This is a genomic window from Bdellovibrio sp. HCB117 (assembly GCF_047305915.1).
Taxonomy (GTDB): domain Bacteria; phylum Bdellovibrionota; class Bdellovibrionia; order Bdellovibrionales; family Bdellovibrionaceae; genus Bdellovibrio; species Bdellovibrio bacteriovorus_B.
Window position 1 is genome coordinate 3,117,597 of sequence record NZ_CP178622.1, and the last position, 19,683, is coordinate 3,137,279.

22 protein-coding genes and 1 pseudogene are annotated in these 19,683 nt (G+C 45.2%); 8 read left to right on the top strand and 15 right to left on the bottom strand.

What is annotated here, in order from left to right; genetic code table 11:
* The first annotated feature begins 161 nt into the window (after window positions 1–161).
* From ACLWBD_RS14725 to ACLWBD_RS14740, 4 genes are all read left to right on the top strand, one after another.
* On the top strand, window positions 162–467 hold the full coding sequence (locus tag ACLWBD_RS14725) for a polyhydroxyalkanoic acid system family protein (RefSeq protein WP_063205119.1): 306 nt from the start codon (window positions 162–164) through the stop codon (window positions 465–467).
* A 5-nt stretch (window positions 468–472) separates the two neighbouring features.
* A complete protein-coding gene (locus tag ACLWBD_RS14730; protein WP_413568752.1) occupies window positions 473–1,573 on the top strand; it encodes an RNA polymerase sigma factor RpoD/SigA in 1,101 nt (366 codons plus the stop codon).
* A complete protein-coding gene (locus tag ACLWBD_RS14735; RefSeq protein ID WP_063205121.1) occupies window positions 1,570–1,917 on the top strand; it encodes a GFA family protein in 348 nt (115 codons plus the stop codon). The genes ACLWBD_RS14730 and ACLWBD_RS14735 overlap by 4 nt, the downstream gene beginning before the upstream one ends.
* A gap of 94 nt (window positions 1,918–2,011) precedes the next feature.
* Window positions 2,012–2,782 (top strand): substrate-binding periplasmic protein, encoded by a 771-nt coding sequence (locus ACLWBD_RS14740; protein ID WP_413568754.1) that lies wholly within the window; start codon window positions 2,012–2,014, stop codon window positions 2,780–2,782.
* Window positions 2,783–2,941: 159 nt separating this feature from the next.
* On the opposite strand, the gene ACLWBD_RS14745 is transcribed toward ACLWBD_RS14740, so the two are convergent.
* From ACLWBD_RS14745 to fliL, 12 genes and pseudogenes are all read right to left on the bottom strand, one after another.
* Window positions 2,942–3,727, bottom strand: a complete 786-nt coding sequence (locus tag ACLWBD_RS14745; protein WP_041870846.1) for a FliA/WhiG family RNA polymerase sigma factor — start codon at window positions 3,725–3,727, stop codon at window positions 2,942–2,944.
* 70 nt (window positions 3,728–3,797) lie between these two features.
* The gene (locus ACLWBD_RS14750; RefSeq protein WP_063205122.1) at window positions 3,798–4,628 is read right to left on the bottom strand and encodes a MinD/ParA family protein; all 831 of its coding nucleotides are present in this window, start codon (window positions 4,626–4,628) and stop codon (window positions 3,798–3,800) included.
* Window positions 4,625–6,076: a flagellar biosynthesis protein FlhF gene (gene flhF / locus ACLWBD_RS14755; RefSeq protein WP_413568756.1), complete on the bottom strand. Its 1,452-nt coding sequence runs from the start codon at window positions 6,074–6,076 to the stop codon at window positions 4,625–4,627. The genes ACLWBD_RS14750 and flhF overlap by 4 nt, the downstream gene beginning before the upstream one ends.
* Entirely contained in the window at window positions 6,066–8,165 is a 2,100-nt protein-coding gene (flhA, locus tag ACLWBD_RS14760; RefSeq protein ID WP_413568758.1) for a flagellar biosynthesis protein FlhA, read from the bottom strand. The genes flhF and flhA overlap by 11 nt, the downstream gene beginning before the upstream one ends.
* Window positions 8,165–9,226, bottom strand: a complete 1,062-nt coding sequence (gene flhB / locus ACLWBD_RS14765) for a flagellar biosynthesis protein FlhB (RefSeq protein WP_063205125.1) — start codon at window positions 9,224–9,226, stop codon at window positions 8,165–8,167. Before flhB ends, flhA begins: the two co-directional genes overlap by 1 nt.
* Window positions 9,227–9,258: 32 nt before the next feature.
* Window positions 9,259–10,038, bottom strand: coding sequence for a flagellar biosynthetic protein FliR (gene fliR / locus ACLWBD_RS14770; protein ID WP_063205126.1), 780 nt, complete (start codon window positions 10,036–10,038; stop codon window positions 9,259–9,261).
* Window positions 10,039–10,311, bottom strand: coding sequence for a flagellar biosynthesis protein FliQ (gene fliQ / locus ACLWBD_RS14775; RefSeq protein ID WP_041870835.1), 273 nt, complete (start codon window positions 10,309–10,311; stop codon window positions 10,039–10,041).
* Between the two features lie 9 nt (window positions 10,312–10,320).
* A complete protein-coding gene (gene fliP / locus ACLWBD_RS14780; RefSeq protein WP_063206561.1) occupies window positions 10,321–11,070 on the bottom strand; it encodes a flagellar type III secretion system pore protein FliP in 750 nt (249 codons plus the stop codon).
* A gap of 5 nt (window positions 11,071–11,075) precedes the next feature.
* The gene (locus ACLWBD_RS14785; RefSeq protein WP_063205127.1) at window positions 11,076–11,726 is read right to left on the bottom strand and encodes a FliO/MopB family protein; all 651 of its coding nucleotides are present in this window, start codon (window positions 11,724–11,726) and stop codon (window positions 11,076–11,078) included.
* Between the two features lie 14 nt (window positions 11,727–11,740).
* Window positions 11,741–11,992, bottom strand: a pseudogene (fliN, locus tag ACLWBD_RS14790) (flagellar motor switch protein FliN); the annotation flags it as partial.
* A 129-nt stretch (window positions 11,993–12,121) separates the two neighbouring features.
* Entirely contained in the window at window positions 12,122–13,123 is a 1,002-nt protein-coding gene (gene fliM / locus ACLWBD_RS14795) for a flagellar motor switch protein FliM (RefSeq protein WP_063205129.1), read from the bottom strand.
* A gap of 9 nt (window positions 13,124–13,132) precedes the next feature.
* Window positions 13,133–13,666 carry a flagellar basal body-associated protein FliL gene (gene fliL, locus ACLWBD_RS14800; protein ID WP_063205130.1) on the bottom strand — a complete coding sequence of 178 codons (534 nt, stop codon included), beginning with the start codon at window positions 13,664–13,666 and terminating at the stop codon, window positions 13,133–13,135.
* Window positions 13,667–13,914: 248 nt separating this feature from the next.
* Here fliL and ACLWBD_RS14805 point away from each other — a divergent pair, with 248 nt between their 5' ends.
* From ACLWBD_RS14805 to ACLWBD_RS14815, 3 genes are all read left to right on the top strand, one after another.
* Window positions 13,915–14,184 (top strand): CsbD family protein, encoded by a 270-nt coding sequence (locus ACLWBD_RS14805; protein ID WP_063205131.1) that lies wholly within the window; start codon window positions 13,915–13,917, stop codon window positions 14,182–14,184.
* A 200-nt stretch (window positions 14,185–14,384) separates the two neighbouring features.
* The gene (locus tag ACLWBD_RS14810) at window positions 14,385–14,930 is read left to right on the top strand and encodes a hypothetical protein (protein WP_063205132.1); all 546 of its coding nucleotides are present in this window, start codon (window positions 14,385–14,387) and stop codon (window positions 14,928–14,930) included.
* A gap of 104 nt (window positions 14,931–15,034) precedes the next feature.
* Entirely contained in the window at window positions 15,035–16,342 is a 1,308-nt protein-coding gene (locus ACLWBD_RS14815; protein ID WP_413568763.1) for a flavin monoamine oxidase family protein, read from the top strand.
* A gap of 4 nt (window positions 16,343–16,346) precedes the next feature.
* Here the strand turns inward: ACLWBD_RS14815 and ACLWBD_RS14820 are convergent, their stop codons facing one another.
* Together ACLWBD_RS14820 and ACLWBD_RS14825 are read right to left on the bottom strand one after the other, a co-directional pair.
* Window positions 16,347–16,670, bottom strand: a complete 324-nt coding sequence (locus tag ACLWBD_RS14820; RefSeq protein WP_063205134.1) for a hypothetical protein — start codon at window positions 16,668–16,670, stop codon at window positions 16,347–16,349.
* 105 nt (window positions 16,671–16,775) lie between these two features.
* Window positions 16,776–17,645 carry an inositol monophosphatase family protein gene (locus ACLWBD_RS14825; protein WP_413568765.1) on the bottom strand — a complete coding sequence of 290 codons (870 nt, stop codon included), beginning with the start codon at window positions 17,643–17,645 and terminating at the stop codon, window positions 16,776–16,778.
* Window positions 17,646–17,784: 139 nt separating this feature from the next.
* Here ACLWBD_RS14825 and ACLWBD_RS14830 point away from each other — a divergent pair, with 139 nt between their 5' ends.
* The gene (locus ACLWBD_RS14830) at window positions 17,785–18,606 is read left to right on the top strand and encodes an SPOR domain-containing protein (RefSeq protein WP_413568766.1); all 822 of its coding nucleotides are present in this window, start codon (window positions 17,785–17,787) and stop codon (window positions 18,604–18,606) included.
* On the opposite strand, the gene ACLWBD_RS14835 is transcribed toward ACLWBD_RS14830, so the two are convergent.
* On the bottom strand, window positions 18,596–19,651 hold the full coding sequence (locus tag ACLWBD_RS14835) for a pectin acetylesterase-family hydrolase (protein WP_063205135.1): 1,056 nt from the start codon (window positions 19,649–19,651) through the stop codon (window positions 18,596–18,598). The two genes, ACLWBD_RS14830 and ACLWBD_RS14835, sit on opposite strands and share 11 nt — an antisense overlap.
* Between the last annotated feature and the right edge of the window lie 32 nt (window positions 19,652–19,683).

The window sequence follows — 19,683 nt, forward strand, 5'->3', positions numbered from 1 at the left end:
TTAGATTTGCACATTGTGCCAATACAGTCAAAAAGCATCTTTTTATCCTTCCTAAAAGTAAGCCTTATCTCCGGAGGCCAGTGTAAGAGCTTTGTCTTTGCCAAATGGACCCGATATACTTTCAAAATCGAAGGACCGTAACTCAAGAGAGGAACTTTTTTATGCCCAAATTTACGATCGACCACCAAAGCAGCCACTCGGTTGAGGAAGCTTACTCTAAAATCAAAGAATTCCTTTCGAACGACCAGGATATTCGACGCTTTGACCCAAAACTTCAGTGTTCTTTTGATGACGGCTCTAAGAGTGCCGCATTGAAAGGTTCGCAGTTCAAAGCTGACATGTCGCTTACATCTTCTGGCGCGGGCAGTAAAGTCTCTGTCACGGTGGATCTGCCGTTGATGCTCACTCCGTTCAAAGGTAAAGTGCAGGAAACTCTGCAAAGGAAACTGGCTAAGTACCTTGGCTAACCTCTATGGCGAAAACAAAGGCTCGAACTCCAAAAAAGGACGCGGAAAAGAAACCGAAGATTGCAAAAAAAGCATCTTCTGGAAAAGCCGCGCCTGAAAAAAAGGTCGAGCCGAAAAGTGTTGTCGCCGAAATCGTTGAAGATTCTTCACAAGAAGAATTTCAACCCTCAACAGAGGCTGAAAAAGCTTACACCGTTGAAACCCCCGATGAAGATTTTGATATCGAAGAGCCGCAAGAGTCCAAAGCGGTCACTGTCGGCTCTTCCAAATCCATCACTTCATCCGATCCTTTGGTGATGTATCTGAATGAAATTCGTCGATACAAAGTTTTGACCAAAGAAGAAGAACTGGCTTTAGCTAAAAAATATTTCGAAGGAAAAGATCCAGCCGCTGCTGAAGCCCTGGTGAAAGCCAATCTACGTTTCGTTGTCAAAGTGGCAGCCGAGTATTCAAAATTCGGTGCTAAGATGATCGACCTTATCCAAGAAGGTAACGTCGGCCTGATGCACGCGGTTCGGGACTTCAATCCCTATAAAGGGGCACGTCTTATCACCTATGCTGTCTGGTGGATTCGTGGTTATATTCAAGAATTTTTAATGCGTCAGTATTCCATGGTGCGTATCGGGACGACTCAAAACCAGCGCAAACTTTTCTATCAGCTGCAAAAAGAAAAAGAAGCTCTTGATGCCATGGGTATTGAGCCTAACACAGCCTTGATCAGTTCTCGCCTGGGAATTCCTGAAGACGAAGTGCGCGACATGGCCATGCGTATGTCGGGACGAGATGTCAGCTTGGACCGCCCCGTTGACGAAGATTCAGGAACAAGCCTTGGTGATCTTCAGAAGAACATGAATGATCAACCTTTAGATGAGATGCTCGCCAAAGAAGAGCAACTGAACATCTTAAAGAAAAAGATCGAAGAGATTCGCCCCGAACTCTCGGACCGCGAAAAAATCATTCTGGACGAACGCATCCTGAACGACGACCCTTTGACGTTGCAGGAAATCGGCGAAAAGTACAAAATCACTCGTGAGGCCGTTCGCCAAATGGAAGCGCGTCTTTTGAAAAAAATTAAAGTCAAAATGGAAGAGGACATAAAAGAATGACCTACACAGGACAATGCCACTGCGGAAACGTGAAGTTCGAAGTTGAGATGACTATTGAAACTCTGGTTGCCTGCAACTGCTCTATCTGCAAACGCAAAGGTCACCTTTTGGCTTTCGCTCCTGAGTCTCACTTCAAACTTCTTTCTGGTGAAGCATCATTGAAAGACTACCAATTCGGCAAAAAATCCATTCACCACTACTTCTGCTCAAACTGCGGCGTAGGATGTTTCGGTGCCGGCACATCTCCTGACGGCACAAAATCGCGCGCGATCAATGTGCGCTGCCTCGATGGCGTCGACTTCACAAAATTCCCAGTGCACAACTATGACGGAGCAAGCCTCTAAGACGTACTTGCCCGCCTGGCACCTTTTGGTTTTGTAATCTAACAAAACGTCTACAAGTGTTGACTGCGTCCAAGAGAAGACAGATAAAACAAGTATGAAAGTCATATGGGCTCTAATACAGTTGTTACTTCTTTCTTCTCTTAGTTTTGCACAAACGCCTTCCAACTCGGATATGGCGGTTAAAGAGTTTACCTTTATCACGATGGAGATTCCTCCCTTTATGAGTGAGGCCATGCCTGAACAAGGCGCGGCCTCTTACGCAATTCGCGAGATCTTTAAAAAACTTGGTTATAGTTTTAAAGTTCGCTTCGTCCCTATAATGCGAACGCGCACTGTGGGATTCGATCCTACGGTGACCGGATTTTTTCCTTCATTCAAAGACGACGATTTTCTGCGTGGAATGGTTTTATCTAAAACGGTGTACGACACTCCCTGGGTGATTGTGGAAAGAGCTGATAAGCCGATTCAATGGGAGAAGCCGGAAGACTTAGCGAAGTATAAAGGCGGTAACGTCAACGGTTACACTATTCGGTCTCTTTTAAAGACGGTTCATAAGCAGAAAAAATTAAACTTGGAAACAGCGCCTAACGATGCTTTGAATATTCTGAAACTTGCCAAGAAGAGAGTGGACTATATCTTTATCGACGCTGGAGTTTTTAAATTTCTTTCGGCCGCCGATCCACGAGTAAAAGAAGTCGCAGGTCAGCTTCGTATCAATCCTAAAATTGTTATGATGAATCACTATGGAGTGGCCTTTAAAACAGATCCGGCAAGCCAGAAGCTAATGACTGAATTCAATAATAACGTCAGTGCCTCTGAATTTAATATGCTTGTAGAAAAATACTTCCGCGAAAAGCTCAAATAAGTTTTCGCTCTCTCTCGTTACAAAAGATATCAGGTTAAATCCACAAAATAAGTACTTGCTTCCCTTCGCTTTAAAAAGGTACCAAGTTATTTCAAACTACCTCTGAAAATAAAAAAGGACGCTCGAAGCGTCCTTTTTTATTAAATATGTACAATTTAATTAAGCGATCTCAAGCTCACCGGCACCGATAGTCGCTGCCAGTTTTGCACGTAGACGAGCCACGGCTTGAGCGTGAAGTTGCGATACGCGTGATTCAGTTACACGCAGAACTTGACCGATCTCTTTTAAGTTCAAGTCTTCGTAGTAATACAAAGAAAGAACAAGACGCTGTCTTTCAGGAAGCTCTTCGATAGCTTGCGCGACAACTTCTTTGATGTTTTTAACATTCAATTGATTGAAAGGACTGTTCGTGCGTGAACCTTCCAAAATATCCATGATGGATTTTTTGTCGGTATTGCTGAATGTTGTCGCCTGATCAATCGGAAGAAGACTGACCGGACGAACTTGGTTCACTAGATCATGGAATTCATCGATAGAAACATTGAGGGCTTTAGCAACTTCTTCATCTGTTGGTGTACGGCCCAAGTCCGCTTCCAACTGAACCATTGTTTTATCAAGAAGTTTGGCTTTATCACGGATCGAACGCGGAACCCAGTCTTGGGCGCGAAGTTCATCCAGAATCGCTCCACGAATACGGAATTCAGCGTAAGTTTTAAATTTATTATCACGTGTAGAATCGTATTTTTCGATGGCGTCCATCAAACCGATAACACCAGCAGAAATCAAATCATCCAATTCGATATTAGAGGGAAGACGAACGGCGATTTTTTGCGCGATGAACTTAATTAGCGGCGCGTATTCTCTGATAAGATCATCTTTTTGATTCGCAGCGAGCTTGCGTGGCTCTTCTTTGTACTTTTTCAACAATGCCGCATTTTTCCCCATATTTTTCCCTCTTAAAAACTATGTTAGCAAACAGGTTCGTGGCCCGAAAGTCCAAATCTGTTTTTCTCTTCTATGCAAACCCTACGACCTGATCCCAGAACATTTGCATGCCCCCGGTGCTTTCTACTTGCTTTGAAGATTTCTCGATCTGACTACACACTTGACGAATTGCTTTGGATGATTCCGCACCCACATCGTGTCTCACTATGAGACGCTGTTGTTGCACGGCTTTTTTCAAAACCACATCATTCGGAACTGAACCCCAATAGTCCAGACCAATGTAGAGGAAGCGATTCACAACATCGTTGAAGCGCTGATAAAGACCCAAGCCTTCTTGCTCATCACGCACTTGATTGCAGATGATAGAGAAGTGATTCACCTTGTATTGCTTGTTTAAAACTTTGATCAATGCATACGCATCCGCAAAGCTGGAAGGATCCGGAGTGATCACTACGGAAACCGTTTGGGCTGCGGAGTTCAGGAACAAAACGTTTTCAGCAATGCCTGGAGCTGTGTCGATAAGAAGATAATCAAAACCCAGTGGCAAACAGCTCACCGCTTCGACCATTGCGCGACGCTCGAAATGATTCATGTGATTGAACTCAACAACCCCACTGCCGCCAGGAATAAGAAAGACATCTTTAGACACTTCTGTCAGGATGTCTTTCATCTCTTTACGCCCCGCCAGAATGTCATGAATATTACCCGAAGGTTTCACGCCAAAAAAGATATCCACGTTGGCCATGCCCAAGTCACCATCCAGGATCAAAACCTTTTTGCCTTTTTGGGACAGGGTTAAAGCCAGATTCGCCACCATCGTTGTTTTGCCTACTCCACCTTTACCGGAAGTAATGCTGATAGTGCGTGTTTTATGCATATTGAATGAGTTCACGTTTCTCATATAGCTTCTGAATCCTGTTGTTTGAATTTCGTGATTTTAAAGATCAAATCCAAAAGACGCTCTTTAGTTGCGAATTCAAAATCTTCCGGCACACGAGGTCCGATACCGAAGGAATGAAGTGGGATATCAAAGCGCTTCATAAAGTTGTAAATGGAGCCATGCTGAGTCGACTCATCCAAAGAAGTGAAGATCACGTCTTTGTAGTTCATACCCGCATAACGGCGTCCCAGTTCGGTCGCATCGGCGTCTTTCACATTCGTGGAAAGTACCAGGTGGATATTTGGATTTAATGCGGAAGGCGGCAGAAGAGATTTCAACATTTGAATCTCATCTGGATTCTTCAAGCTCATACCTGTGTAATCAACCAGAACACAGTCCACGTTCGGAAGATAGCGCATCAAGCTTGTCCAATCATTCTGTGAACGAATCACTGAAAACGGAACATTCAGAATTTGCGCATATATCTTCATTTGATCAGCAGCGCCGACTTTAAAAGTGTCCGTCGTGAAAAGAGCAATCTTTTTGCCTTCACGAACCACCATCTGACTTGCCATCTTAATCAAAGCCGAAGTTTTACCAGCACCTGCAGGCCCCACGAAACAGTGAATTTTCCCTGCTGTCGGATTGCTAACAGTTCTTGTGTTATCAAGAACGTGACGAGCCACCCAAGCTTCCACCAAAGCTTTGTTTTTTAGTTTCAAAGCAGGAAGACTTTCTTGCGCCGAAGTTAAAATTTCTGCGGCGATTTCTCTAGCCATTCCAGCAGAGGTCAATTTTTCAAAAACAAAACTCAAATCGTAGTTGATACCGTAGTCAGCGCCAGGGTGAGTGCCGACGAAGCTTTGAGGCATTTGCTGGAACTGAGTGATAACTTGTTTAAGACTTGCGATCTCATTTTTAAGAGCCGCAATCTCTGGAGATTCAGTTTGTGCCGGAATAGCCGCGCGTGCCACAGGAGCCGGAGCTGCCGGTTGTTGTGGAGCTTTCTTCGTCGCATTTCCTCTTGTCGAGAAAATTTCATCTTGCTCCTGAAAAGCATTCAAGGCGCGTTGAGCCGCGGAACGAACACGTTCCTCTGCCATCATTCTTTGGCGTTGTTCGGCTTCATCCTCGATGTCGATGTAACGACGTTGAGTGATCGGAGCGGCAGGTTGACTCTTTTGCACGTGTTTTTCCACCATCTTGTGGATGAGCTCTTTCTGCTGACGAGCCGGGCTTTTTAGGAATTTTTCGCGATCTTGTTCACGCAGGCGAGACTCTGCAAATTTCTTTTTTTGCAAAGTTTCTTCAGAAACGGCCGCCGTGATTTCAACGGAACCTTCCCCGACCAAGCCAAAGCTTTTGTTGTTATCGCGGGCAGAAAGAATGATGGCGTCAGGTCCCAACTGGGTCTTCACCATCTCTAAGGCTTCTTTCATCGTTCTGGCTTCAAATTTCTTAACCTGCATGGCTCATCTCCACGAGTGCAACCGATTGAACATCCGCATCTGACGTCAACTCATTGTGCGAAAGCACCACAAGCTGAGGAATGAAGCGAGATGTAAGCTTATATAAATGACGACGCGAAGTCGGGCTTGTCAGAAGAATAGGCTGACTTGCCACTTCCGGATGGTTTTCTACGGTGCGCGCGATTTCATTGATCAAGCGATGCGCCGTATTTGGATCCATCACCAACTGAACCCCTTGCTCTGTTTGCAGCAACGAGTTCGCGATCAATTCCTCAATAATAGGATGCAACGTCATGACTGGAATGTTGCCTTGATCTGTTGTGTATTTTGCCGTGATACCACGAGCAAGATTTCTACGAACTTGTTCTGTTAAAACTTCGATATCTTTATTGCGAGGAGCCTCATCCGCCAAAGTCTCAAAGATCGTTAGAAGGTCACGGATGGACACTTGCTCTTTTAACAAGTTTTGCAATACGCGAACCACAGATCCCAAAGACAACATGTCGGGGATAAGTTCTTCGACGACTTTAGGATGAGATTTTTTGAAGTTCTCAATTAAAGTAGAAGCTTCCTGACGACCTAACAATTCATGCGCATGAGCACGAACAATTTCCGTTAAGTGAGTTGCCATGACAGTTGGCAAATCCACCACTGTGTAACCAGCGATCTCTGCATCTTCCTTGCGAGCCGGTGAAATCCAAAGAGCATCTAGACCGAAGGCAGGCTCTTTTGTCGCGATACCGTCAATGCGTTCTGCCACATTTCCTGGATCCATCGCCAACAAGGATTCGGGACGAAGAAGTCCGCCACCGACTTTATTTCCTTTAATCAAGACACGGTATTCACCCGGCGCCAATTGCAAGTTGTCGCGGATGTGAATACTTGGAACAACGATCCCCAGATCCAAAGCAAATTGCTTACGGATACTGACGATACGTTCAAGCAAATCACCACTAGAATCTGATTCCACAATATTGATAAGACCATAACCCACTTCGAGTTCGACCATATCCAATGGAAGCATTGTTTCGATGTTTTCTTTTTTCGGCGCAGTCAAAGCAGCATCTGACTGTTTCTTTTCAGCTTCTGCTTTTTCCAAGCGAGCTTTCTTGATAACCCAAGAAGTACCGCAAAGAAGACCACCCATCACGAGGAATGGAAGCGTTGGAAGACCTGGGATAAGACCCAATAGAATCAACACACCGCCGGCGATCATCACCGCACGAGGTTTAACAAAAAGTTGTCCCGTGACTTCTTCACCGACGTCTTTGTCTGAATTTGAAGTACGAGTCACGATGATACCGGCCGCCGTTGAGATCACGATCGCAGGGATCTGACACAGAAGACCGTCACCGATCGTCAACATAGTGTAGTATTTAGCGGCCGTACCGATATCCAAACCTTTTTGAATAACACCGATACCCAAACCACCCAAAATATTAATGATAGTGATAATAATACCGGCAATGGCGTCACCACGTACGAACTTCGAGGCACCGTCCATCGCACCGTAAAAATCCGCTTCCCCTTCGATTTGCTTACGACGTTTACGAGCTTCCGCTTCTGTGATGTGACCTGAGTTCAACTCAGCATCGATCGACATTTGCTTACCTGGCATCGCATCTAAAGTGAAACGAGCTGCCACTTCCGCCACGCGCTCAGAACCTTTAGTGATAACCATGAAGTTGATGACCATCAAGATGATGAACATCACAAAACCGATGACATAGTTTCCGCCGACAACGAAGTTGGCAAAAGACGCGATCACGGAACCCGCGGCTTTTTCCCCTTCATGTCCGTGAGTCAGGATCAAACGCGTGGTCGCCACGTTCAAAGACAAACGGAATAAAGTCGTCATCAACAGAAGTGATGGGAAAGATGTGAAATCCAAAGCGCGGTCAGTGTAAATAGCCACCAACAGGATCAAAACACTGATCGCTAATGAGAAAGTCAAAGACATGTCCAACATGAACGGTGGAAGTGGGATGATCATCACCGCCAAAATAGCCAAAAGACCGAACGCAATGAAGAGATCGGTATTCTTGGTAATTTTATCAAACCGCTTTAAGAACTGAAACAGTTGATCCATTATCTTTTCTTCCTACGCAAACGATAAACATATGAAAGCACCTCGGCGACCGCGACAAAGAGCTCTCGAGGTATAACTTGTCCAATTTTAAGTGTTTTAAAGATCGTGCGCGCCAGTGGTTTGTTTTCCACGATCGGAATGTTGTTTTCGCGCGCGACTTCTTTGATTTTTTCCGCCACGTGGTCAGCACCCATAGCCACGATTTGCGGAGCCGGAAGGTTGTCCGTGTACTTAAGAACAACCGCAATATGTGTGGGATTTGTAATAACGACGTCGGCTTTAGGAATTTCCGCCATCATACGCTTGCTCGCCATTTCACGTTGAATACGACGAATGCGTGATTTGATCATGGGATCACCCTCACGCTGCTTGTGCTCTTCTTTGACTTCCTGTTTCGTCATCATCATTTTCTTTTCAAGGTCCCAGCGTTGATAGAAGTAATCTGCCAGTGCAATCACCAGCATCACTCCACCAACCCCGCCCAAAAGTTTTACGACGATGCTACCTAGGTACATCAAGATCTGCTCAACAGAGAATGTCAGCATGTAAGGGATTTGACGAACTTCACCACGAAGAAGGAAATAAAGAACCAAGCCGACCGCGCCCATTTTTAGAATGGACTTAACAGCTTCTACGACCGCGCGAAGACTGAAAACGCGCTTGAAGCCCTCTACAGGATTCACTTTTTCAAAGTTTGGAGAAAGAGCATCTTCGACACGCAAGAAACCAACTTGTGCCAAAGAAGAAACCGCACCGATTAAGCCCGCAATACCGGCAACAGGCGCGATCAAGATCAAAGCTTTTTCACCGTTAAAGCGGAAAGCTTCCGTGAACTTGCCTTCACGCACTAGCACAACCATGTCTTGACCGAATGAGTATTGGAAAAGTTCGTAGAAGTTCTTGAAGAAAAAGCGACCCAAAACATACACGCCACCAGCCGCAGCAAGCAATAATGCCGCTGACGCCAGCTCTTTTGTATGGGCGACGTTCCCTTTTTTGCGAAACTCTTCCCGTCTCGCCTGCGTCGCCTTTTCGGTCTTTTCGCCGTTTTCCGCAGCCATCTCGTTCCTTCCTAGAACTTAAAAGCTTGTTACTATAAGTGTTTCATCACCGCGAACAATTTGCTAGCAGTGATATCAACTACACTTTGCATTTCCATCGTCATCAAAGGCAGGCACAAAAACACCACTGCCATACCGATCATGATTGTTACGGGCATGCTTGTTACCAAGACGTTGATCTGGGGGACTGCTCTTCCTAAGATCCCCATCGCTACGTTTACTAACAAGATGGTCACCATCACCGGTGCACACATCTTGATTGCCATAAGCATGACGTCTTGGCCGTAAGCAGCCATTTCGGCGAAAGGCCCCACATTCAGAGAAAGCGAGCTGACCGGAATCAGATCGTAGCTTTGCGCGATCGCGCTAATAAGCATGTGGTGACCGTTAATAGCTAAAAATACCAATGTTCCTAAAGTTGAATAGAATTGATCAATAACGTTCCCGTTACTGCCCAACATAGGGTTGTACATCTGAGATGCACTTAAACCCACGGACATGGAAACCAAGTCCCCTGTCATTGTGACTACGAAGAAGAACAGGCGGGTTAAAAATCCGATGCTTAATCCGACGATCAGTTCGCGGATAGCTAAGCCGATGATTTCATTGGAAACTAATGCGTAATCGACGTTTCCAACCTTCACCAAAGGGAATAAAAGAACGCTGAGAACGATAGAAAGAAGAACTTTAATCGGAACCGTGATTGTCGGAGAGCCAAAGACCGCTGAAGAAATAACAAAGGCGATCATGCGCAGGAAAACCAACGCAAAAAGCAGAATCTGTGCCTCTGTCATCGTGCTCCAGTTGATCATCTATTCCCTTACCATCACAGCGATGTTTTCAAAAAGATTGACGGTGTATGTGCTCATCACATCCATCATCCACGGACCGGCTAAGACAAAGACCAAAGCCACCACGATCATTTTGGGAATGAAGGTCAAAGTCGCTTCGTTGATCTGAGTCAAGGCTTGGAAAATACTCACGGCCAAACCTACCACCAGCGTGCTGATCAAAAGCGGAGCGGCCAGCATCGCCGTTGTTCTTAAAGCATCTTGTCCAAGTCTAATTACTAATTCGTCTGTCATCTTTCACCTCTATCCGAAACTCTTAACCATCGAACCGATGAGAAGACCCCATCCATCCACAAGGACAAAGAGCATGATTTTAAAGGGTAATGAAATTACTACCGGAGGAAGCATCATCATACCCATCGCCATCAAAACGCTGGACGCCACGATGTCGATAACAAGGAATGGAAGGAAGATGATAAAGCCGATTTGAAAGGCTGTTTTAAGTTCAGAGACGACAAACGCTGGCACCAAAACCATCGTCGGAACATCCGCACGTGTCTTAGGCGCATCGATTTTAGAGAGCTTGATAAACAAAGCTAAATCCGAATCGCGCGTTTGATGGAACATAAACTTACGCAGAGGAGCAAGCGTATTTTCAATCGCCGCATCCTGAGAGATTTTTCCTGCTAAGTAAGGTTGAATTCCGTTTTGATTCATTTCATTAAAAGCAGGTTGCATCACAAAGAATGTCAGGAACAAAGCCAAACCCACCAACAATTGGTTTGGAGGCATTTGTTGCACACCCATTGCCTGTCTTAAGAAAGAAAGAACGATGATGATACGAGTAAAACCCGTCATCATAATTAAGATCGCCGGCGCTAAAGTCAGCACCGTCATGATCAAGATCAATTTAACCGCGTTCACGACCTCATTCGGGTTGTCAGTTGTTTTGAAACCCAAATTCACTGTCGGAAGTGTGACTTGTGCAAATGCGGAGGAAGTGAATAAAAGAACAAGGGGCAAAAGTACAAGACTGCAAAGAGTCCAATTCATTTTTCTCACTGAAGAGACCTCATTCCTTTAAGGCGTTTAGAAACGATATCTTTGATGCCGCTGATCGCAAACTCATCGTCCGTTTCAATAGAAGCTGCTGCTTTTTTACGAGGAGCTGAAGCTTCTTCCTGAGAATCTTCATCGAAAGAAGCTTTTGAACCCAGAACCTTACCGAAACTTTGCGGAGTTTCTTCAGGCACTTCTTCGTCAAGCAAGGACAAAGATTTGATCATAGAGATGTTATGATCTGTCACACCGATCAAGATCGACTCACCGGCTACACGCACAATCGCCAGGCTTTTCTTAGGACCTAGGAAATGCTGTTGCAAAACTTTGATCTGAGTTTGGTGTTTCTTAGCTTTAGGAACAGAGTATTTACGAAGGAAAATAAAAGCGCCTGTTCCGACCAAGCCCAAGATAGAAAGAGTGAAAAGGATGCGGAAGAAACCGCCGCCTTCCGATGCTGCTTTCTTATTTTTATCCAAGTTCAATGGAATCTCGGATTCTTTACGATTGTCGATTTTTCCATCTTCATGCGCCACGACACCAGCTTCCGCCGGAGCAGAAATTTCTGTTTGTTCAGAAGACGTGGCTGCTGAATCTGCCGCTTGAGCAGAAACTGAAAATACAAAAAGTAAAGAAAGCAACAAACGCATCTAAAACCTCTACCTTATTTAAGTTGTTCCACGCGCTCAGCTGGAGAAATGATATCCGTCAAACGCACACCGAACTTTTCGTTGACGACCACGGCTTCACCGCGTGCGATCAACTTGTCGTTCACGTAAACTTCCATCGGCTCACCCGCCAATTTATTCAATTCGATAACGCTACCTTGAGTCAGATTCAAAAGCTCACTCACCGGCATCTTTGTACGACCCAATTCCACAGAAACTTTCAATGGAATGTCTAAGATCAAGTTCAAGTTGCGATCGCTTTGGCCTGTTGGAGCTGCAGAAGTTTTTTTCGCTCCGCCATCTGCCATACCGGCTGCTTCCGCCACCAACTGATCTGCTAAGTTGTCCAATGTATCGTCACTCATTTTATCCCCCTACTACTTTGTCACCGGTCGAGTCACTTGGACTGCCACAGTTCCGTGATGGATTCCGTAATAACCTTTAAACTTTTTTACACCTTCGACCGTCACGTCGAACTCTCCGGAAGCGTCCTGATCCAATGGAATCACGTCGCCGACTTTCAAGTTCATCATGTCGCGAAGTTTGATTTCTGTTTCACCCAGGTTCACTTTGATTTCCATATCTGTTTCAAGAAGTTGTTCTTGAATGATCGAAGTCCAAAGCTTTTTATCTGTTTGATCTGATTCGACCTGGAAGCCTGTTGAAAGCTTTTGTTTGATCGGCTCGATGGTCGCGTAAGGAATTACGATAGAGATCGTTCCTGTCGCGTTTTCAAGTTCAACGTCGAATGTCGAAGCGATAACCACGTCTGTCGGAGGCACGATACCTACGAACTGAGGATTCACTTCGGTACGAACAAAAGAACAACCGATTTTTTCAATAGATGCCCACGCGGCTTCAAGATCGTTGATTGCAAGACCTACGACTTTTTGCACGATCGAAAGTTCAATCGGCGTAAAATCTTTACCGTCAATTTTCGTGTACGGACGATCCGCACCACCGAAGAAACTGTCGACCAAAGCGTAAGCCAATTTACTTTCAATCACGAACAAAGCCGAACCGCGCAAGTTACCAAAACGTAGAACGCTCATGCATGTCGGCATTGGAAGCGTATTAATAAACTCACCGAATTTTAAAAACTCAGTGGAAGTTAAAGTGATGGAGGCGATTTTACGAAGTGCTGAAGACAAAGAAACGCGGAAAGCACGCATGAATTTTTCGTAAATAACTTCCAACTGAGGAAGACGACCACGAATAATACGGTCTTGGCTGGTAAGATCGTAAGAAACAATCTTACGCTCATCCACTTTACCGACATTCTGCGCTTCCGGCTTGGACGTATCCGACGACGCGACATCTCCGTCAGAGACCGCAGCTAACAGAGCATCCACTTCACTTTGTGAAAGAACCTGATTCATAGTCCTGCCTTAGTTGTAGATAAATTCAGTGAAGAACACGTTTGAAATCTTTCCTTGCACTAGGAAAGAGTTGATCGTGTCTTTAATTTCGTTTCTTAATCCGTCTTTACCTTCACGACTTGCAACGTCTTCATAAGTCTTTGAAGAAAGAATGATAATAATGATGTCGCGGATCTGCGCCTTGCGCTTCTCGATTTCATCAAGAACGTGGTCACCTTTGACCTCAAGTTCCATATTTACTTTCGCGACCTTACGGCCTTTTGATCCTGCTAAATTGACGATGAATGTTTCTAAAGGCACAACCTTACCCACGATTTCTTTTTCTTCCGTGGCTTCTTTATGTTGTGCTTCGGCTTCACCTTTAATGACTTGTTCAATCTTAGGTTCTGCTGCTTCTTTTTTCTTACCTTGATAAAGCATAAAACCCACGCCAGCGACCACCAACATATTGATAACCGCTAGGGCAATAAGTAGAATAGGCTTTTGTCCAGATCCCCCGCTCGGAGCTGACATTTCCGCTGCTGCCGCTTTTTCTTCAGCCATTCATCCTCCATGATGAAAGACCACAGAGTGGTCCTGACAGAAAACAAAGCAACTCGGATGCCAACGCAACCATGGTCGAGGTCTAGGAGATCGCAACCAACATATTTGATCTAAGGCAAATTTTGCCGCCCAGGAAAATGTTACCGAGAAGAAATTCTCTGACAGTAGTCAAAGTTTTGGCGCGAAGATTTGACTATTTGGCTGAGCCACGGTCTCCTATTTAAAGAAAACTCAACCAGGAGGTCGTTATGAATAAGGACATTTTCCAAGGAAAAATCAAAGAGATTTCTGGCGAAATTCGCAAAAAATGGGGCGAGCTCACAGACGACGAGATCCAAAGAACTAAAGGCAACTCTGAAGCGCTGAGTGGTCTAGTTCAACAAAAAATGGGTTTAACGAAAGAAGAAGCCTCTAAACAAGTGAACGACCTTATGTCGTCCATGGAAGAGAGATACCGCGAAGGCGCGGATAAGGTAAATCAAGGCATTGATAAAATGAAAAACAAGCTCTCGCACTAGAGGGAGCCACCCGTAGGAGGCGGCTTCAAAAAGCGCCTCCTTCATCTAACAAATGCATCAAACTCCATTCAAATTACCGGTATTTCTGGCTCCCAAAAGACTATGTCTTAGACGTCCGTAAAAACCTTTCAAAGCCCTCCGAACTTCCCTTTATTTTGACTAGAGGTTTTGCTATCACTACCTCCTCACAAGGAGCTTTCGTGAAAACACTTTTCATTACTCTTGCCGCTTTATTGGGAACTCAACTGGCTTCTGCCGAAACGGCGCAAATTTACAAAACATTTGATGGTTCTATCGTACGCTGCCAAGGCAATCAGAAAACCAACGGCTCTTTAGGTAGCAAGGCTATTCAGGTTGAGTTGATCAATGCTACAAACTCACAAAAAGACCTCGATGCATCTTTAAAAGTTTCAGTTGTTCGCTGTGAAGACTCTCGCTGGGTGATGGACGCGAATCCTTCTCGTGAAAACTATATTGCAGATAACAATGTCGCGGTTGAGTTGACGTATTCAAATTACGAAGCCTTGGTCGTTGATAAAAACTATCAGGTGGTTTCAGTTCTTAATTTAGCTGACGTTGAAAATTTGAGTGCGCAAACACAATCTTTAAGCGTGAATAAAACAGCTGAAAACCCTCAAGACTTCGAAGTGATTGTACGTGCCACTGTCGAAGTTCGCGCTTCAAATGGTTACTACCAAAAAGAAATCAGAAGCTTTGGCTCTTACCGCCTTCGCCTTCAAAAGTAATATGATATTTCAGGCGACAGCGATCCGTTGTCGCCTTTCTTGAGAGTCAACACTTCCTCGTTAATTCAACTGTTCCCCTTCTTCGCATATTTTAAAATCTCAATATGGCCGCAAGTAAGATCTATGACGTCATCATTGTCGGTGCCGGCGCCGCAGGTTTGACCTGTGCTCGTCACCTTTCAGGCGCTGGCAAAAAAGTCTGTGTTCTAGAGGCCCGTGATCGTGTGGGCGGCCGCATTTATTCTTTACCTCACGACATAGAACCCATTGAACTGGGTGCTGAGTTTCTGCATGGGGTACATCCTATTCTCGACGACCTTATCCAAGAGCAGAATGGCTCATTCGTCACGGCACCGGAAAAGCATTTATTCTTAAAAGGCCGCCGCTTGGTTCCCTTAAAAAATTTCGACAAAGAGTTCGGAAAGATCATTAACAAACTGAATGCCAATCCAAAGAACGATCGTAGCGTTGCAGATTTTTTAAAGACTCTTAAAAATGTTCCCGATGAATATCGCCAATCCTTCGTAGCCTATGTTGAAGGGTTCCAAGGAGCAGATATTGAGCTCATTGGAGAAAAGTCTTTAGCCCTTGCAGAGCAAGAGGACGAAGGCGAAATCGGTGGTGACGGTGCCTTTCGGCCTTTGCAAAGATACGCGAGCTATTTTGAAAACATGCTTGGTCAAAAAATAAATGCCCTAGTTCATCTTCAGCATATCGTCAAAAAAATAGAATGGTCGCAAAAGCACGTCATCGTCACCACGAATACAAAAGAAAAACAGGGCGTTCGATTCCAAGCGAGACATGTGGTGGTCACGGTTCCTTTAGCGGTTTTGCAAAACAATCAGCCCCTATCGCGCATCGAGTTTGCGCCGGCCCTGACGGAAATTACAGAGGCCTTGCAGGGTTACCACATGGGTCATGTACAAAGAATTATTTTTGAATTCAAAGAGCGGTTTTGGGAGAAACTGTCAAAGGAACCGGTCGTCTTTATGCGAGCAGGTCCCGATCACTACTTTCCAACCTGGTGGACAAAGAAGCCTATTCACAACAATATCCTCATTGCCTGGCAAGGCGGCCCAAAAGCTTGGGAGATGGCAACTTGGACATCGCAAGAGCGAGCCTTTAAAGCTCTTTCTACTCTTTCAAAGATGACACGGAAATCTCAAAACTATTTGATTGAAAATCTAGAAACCTATTACACCTACAATTGGAGCCGCGACCCGTTCAGCTTAGGAGCCTACAGCTACACCGGTGTTGAAAGAAAAAAATCTCGTCACCGTATTACAGAACCCATTCAGGAAAAAATTTGGCTTGCCGGTGAGGCCTTTGCGAAAAAATCCTCTCAAGGAACTGTTCATGGAGCCATGGAGACAGGAAGACAAGTCGCCGCCTCCATTTTAAAAAAACTCTGAAAATTTATTCTTCGCCTGTCATGTAGATTCTTAGAACCTGACATGTTGAATTTGTTTCTGCCGTCACGACTTCATAAGTCAGACTTCCACAGGCATCTAAATCGCCCGGCGTGCAGTGCAAAAGATCGGCTTCGTAAACGGAAATCAATCTGTTCCCTTGAAACTCCGAAGAAAGTAAATGCAATTCAGGGGGTTGAATCTCAGACTCTTCACGATCCAGTTGGGCTTGCTGAACGGCTGCTTTAGCCACTTTACGTTTGCAAGCGTCCGCAGCAAAAACTTGAGAGCTTGTCAGCGCAATGAGAATGAAAGTTACAAAAGTTTTCATACTATGTCCTCGCTTGATGGCCCTTTATAATTGAGGATCTTCAAAACTTGAATGGACATAGTAAGCTTTTTATTATGCGCAAAATGAATTGCGCTACCTAGTTGATCAATGTGTATGTGATTGCAGGTGCTTTTGGCAGATGTTTTGAATTTCTTTTACGATCGCGGGGTTTCCCGCAACGATCGAGTTCTTATAAGGATTGTATTCATTCCCTTTATAGGTCTGAATAATGCCTCCAGCTTCTTCCACTAGCAAAATGCCCGCAGCCGCATCCCAAGGCTGGATATTTCGCTCCCAATAGCCGTCAAAAACTCCCCGAGCCACTTGAGTGAGATCGTAAGCCGCAGCACCGGGGCGACGAACGCCACGGCATTTGCGAACAATCTCATCAAAGATTTTCAACTGCTCTGCGATGACATGTTCGTGTTCAGCAACAAAGCCAGTCGCAAGCAAAGCTTTCTTAAATTCCTGATTCTTAGAAATGCGAAGTCTTCGGCCATTAACAAAAGCACCCTGGCCGCGAATCGCCGTGTAGGTTTCATTCAGCATGGGAACATCAATCACCGCGAGTTGAATTTTTCCATCCATCTCCAAGGCAAGACTGATGCAGAAAATCGGAAAGCGATGAATGTAGTTTGTTGTGCCATCCAACGGATCGACAATCCAACGGCCTTCCGGTCCGGCAGGCTTCACCTCGACCTTCGCCCCGGGCGCGCTTTTCGCGGCGAAGCTTTCTTCGCCCAAGAACTCAATTGTCGGAAAATTTTTCTTAAGATGCTCTGCGATGACTCTTTCTGATTCTTTGTCGGCTTCACTGACTAGACCGGCTTGGAACTTCTCTTCGATATGTTCTAAGTTACCGAAATAATTGAGAAGCACTTCGCGCCCCAAGCTGACAGCCTTGATTGCTGTACTTAAGACCTGCTTCCAATCCATTGATTTTGCGCCATTTTCCACGGTTTTCCCTTTGAACATTTCTTCTGATTATTGACCAGTTCCGAGACTTAAAGCTAACATGATTGAAGGGCCAAAGGAAGGGCCTTAAACTTTAGAGATGCTTTGTAAAAATCAGAGCATATTAACTCAAGTGAGTTTAAACATGAGGATTGAAAAAATGAGTTCTAAAACAGACGCGGTTGTGAAGCTTTCGATAGTATTTTTTGTTTCATTGTTGTTCTTCTCTGTAGGAACATTCGTTGGCAAAAAGTACAGTGACAACCAACATCAATTGGCGGCTCTTGAACCGCAAAAAAACAATGCTCACGGCGAACGTGAAGTAGCGTCTGTTAACAACGGTCATGGCGAAACTAAATCTGGGCAGATGACGGATGAAGAGATCGCAAAGCTTGCAGAAGAATTCGTGGCTGACGAAGTGGCTCCAGTTCCAGCGGCTCCTCATGGTGAAGAAGGCCACGGCGCTTCTCACGATGAAAAAACTGTCGGTCACGATGCTCACGGCGAAGTTGCTGAAACAAAAACTCAGACAGAGCCAAAAGCTGAAACAGCGAAGCCTGCAAATCCTAAAGGTGACAAGCATTCTCCAGTAACTAAAACGGAAGAGCCTTCTTCAGCGGCGAAAAACATCGCTTCTGGAAAAGCTCCAACAACTCACGAAGCGACGGAAAAAGCCACAACGGTGACTAAAGAAGAGCGTCTTCCTTCTTCACTTCCTAAAGATGTTGCTCAATACACTGTAGGAAAATTCACTGTGCAAGTGGCTTCTTACACGGATGAAGCTGAAGCTCAAAAACTGGCTTCGGATCTTAAAGGTAAAGGTTACAGCGCGTTCTACGTACCTGCTAATATCAAAGGCAAACAATACTACCGCGTCAGCGTGGGTCAGTTTGCGACTCAAAAAGAAGCTCAGTCTTACCGCACTGAACTTCTTACGAAAAGCAGAGTAGGTTCGGCGATCGTTCAACGAATCACTGAATAACAGATACACGAATCGTTTTTTTCAAATCCTGATGAACCCCGTGAGAAATCACGGGGTTTTTCTTTATCCCGTAAACCCTCAAGGCAAAGTCCCACGCTGTTTCGCCTTTCATATCTTTCACTGACGCTGTCTGGTCCCGCTGCAAAAAGGTGTGAGTGACGACATCCGCAACCCATGTTTTTACATTGGCAAAGGGAGCGGCAATCACGGCGATTCCCGAGGGCCCTAACACCAAGGTGCGATGAGCTTCAGGCGTGATGTTGCCAAACACCATCGACATCACCATATCCTTTGTCGACTGCATAATACCAATATTCCAATCAGACAATTTTGCGAATACAGGTCCCATCAACGGAGCTATAAACCCATCGTCGACGGATGCCATCAGTCCAATTTTCGCAAATTGCGCAAGGTAGTCTTGAGTCAGTAAAGGAGTAAACTTCTTCCAAAAGTTTTTTCCGAAATGCAATCCCGGGCTGTCAGCAATAATTGTTTTACGTGTACCGACCCCTAGGTAAGGTCGCATCGTTTCCGTGTGCAGAAGAGCCCCAATCGCTCCGGCGGACCATCCCCACACTGTCAATTCGGAAAGGTTTTTAAAGTCGATGATCCGCTGTTGATCTAAATAAGCGAAAGCCGCTGCGACATTCGTGGCACCCGTGTGATAGAGAGTCGCTCCGGTCTTATAGTGAGCCTCGTGAGTTCCGGCAAAAACGTCGCCCGTGCAATAAGGAAAGAAGAGGGCCGAATGCTCTTGCCACGGATTGCTGGGCTTTTCTTGCGCCATCACAGTGGTTTGGGGATCTCCCGGCAAGGGAGCAAGACGAGTTAATGGGCTTGAGCCGTAGCAAGTACCTTCCGACCAACAGGCTCCCCCACCCATGAATTCGATCAGCAGCCTGTCATCGTCTTTGCGATCAAGATAGACGCTATAGACTTCCCCATTTCCACAATGGGTGCCCGGAATGTCTATCTTCTGCCATGTTCTTGCTTCGGTAATAACACTGAATAATGTAATTAAGGCGAATAAAGAATATGTTTTCATGTCCTCATTTTTCGCGAGAACACGGAACGTGG

Coding starts and splice junctions, on each gene's coding strand:
- fliP (WP_063206561.1), bottom strand. CDS start 11,070: ATGAATTGGACTCTTTGCAGTCTTGTACTTTTGCCCCTTGTTCTTTTA.
- fliL (WP_063205130.1), bottom strand. CDS start 13,666: ATGGCTGAAGAAAAAGCGGCAGCAGCGGAAATGTCAGCTCCGAGCGGG.
- flhF (WP_413568756.1), bottom strand. CDS start 6,076: ATGCAGGTTAAGAAATTTGAAGCCAGAACGATGAAAGAAGCCTTAGAG.
- flhB (WP_063205125.1), bottom strand. CDS start 9,226: ATGGCTGCGGAAAACGGCGAAAAGACCGAAAAGGCGACGCAGGCGAGA.
- ACLWBD_RS14835 (WP_063205135.1), bottom strand. CDS start 19,651: ATGAAAACATATTCTTTATTCGCCTTAATTACATTATTCAGTGTTATT.
- ACLWBD_RS14825 (WP_413568765.1), bottom strand. CDS start 17,645: ATGTTCAAAGGGAAAACCGTGGAAAATGGCGCAAAATCAATGGATTGG.
- ACLWBD_RS14725 (WP_063205119.1), top strand. CDS start 162: ATGCCCAAATTTACGATCGACCACCAAAGCAGCCACTCGGTTGAGGAA.
- ACLWBD_RS14750 (WP_063205122.1), bottom strand. CDS start 4,628: ATGAGAAACGTGAACTCATTCAATATGCATAAAACACGCACTATCAGC.
- fliQ (WP_041870835.1), bottom strand. CDS start 10,311: ATGACAGACGAATTAGTAATTAGACTTGGACAAGATGCTTTAAGAACA.
- ACLWBD_RS14740 (WP_413568754.1), top strand. CDS start 2,012: ATGAAAGTCATATGGGCTCTAATACAGTTGTTACTTCTTTCTTCTCTT.
- ACLWBD_RS14820 (WP_063205134.1), bottom strand. CDS start 16,670: ATGAAAACTTTTGTAACTTTCATTCTCATTGCGCTGACAAGCTCTCAA.
- ACLWBD_RS14830 (WP_413568766.1), top strand. CDS start 17,785: ATGAGTTCTAAAACAGACGCGGTTGTGAAGCTTTCGATAGTATTTTTT.
- fliM (WP_063205129.1), bottom strand. CDS start 13,123: ATGAATCAGGTTCTTTCACAAAGTGAAGTGGATGCTCTGTTAGCTGCG.
- ACLWBD_RS14815 (WP_413568763.1), top strand. CDS start 15,035: ATGGCCGCAAGTAAGATCTATGACGTCATCATTGTCGGTGCCGGCGCC.
- ACLWBD_RS14730 (WP_413568752.1), top strand. CDS start 473: ATGGCGAAAACAAAGGCTCGAACTCCAAAAAAGGACGCGGAAAAGAAA.
- flhA (WP_413568758.1), bottom strand. CDS start 8,165: ATGGATCAACTGTTTCAGTTCTTAAAGCGGTTTGATAAAATTACCAAG.
- fliR (WP_063205126.1), bottom strand. CDS start 10,038: ATGATCAACTGGAGCACGATGACAGAGGCACAGATTCTGCTTTTTGCG.
- ACLWBD_RS14805 (WP_063205131.1), top strand. CDS start 13,915: ATGAATAAGGACATTTTCCAAGGAAAAATCAAAGAGATTTCTGGCGAA.
- ACLWBD_RS14735 (WP_063205121.1), top strand. CDS start 1,570: ATGACCTACACAGGACAATGCCACTGCGGAAACGTGAAGTTCGAAGTT.
- ACLWBD_RS14785 (WP_063205127.1), bottom strand. CDS start 11,726: ATGCGTTTGTTGCTTTCTTTACTTTTTGTATTTTCAGTTTCTGCTCAA.
- ACLWBD_RS14745 (WP_041870846.1), bottom strand. CDS start 3,727: ATGGGGAAAAATGCGGCATTGTTGAAAAAGTACAAAGAAGAGCCACGC.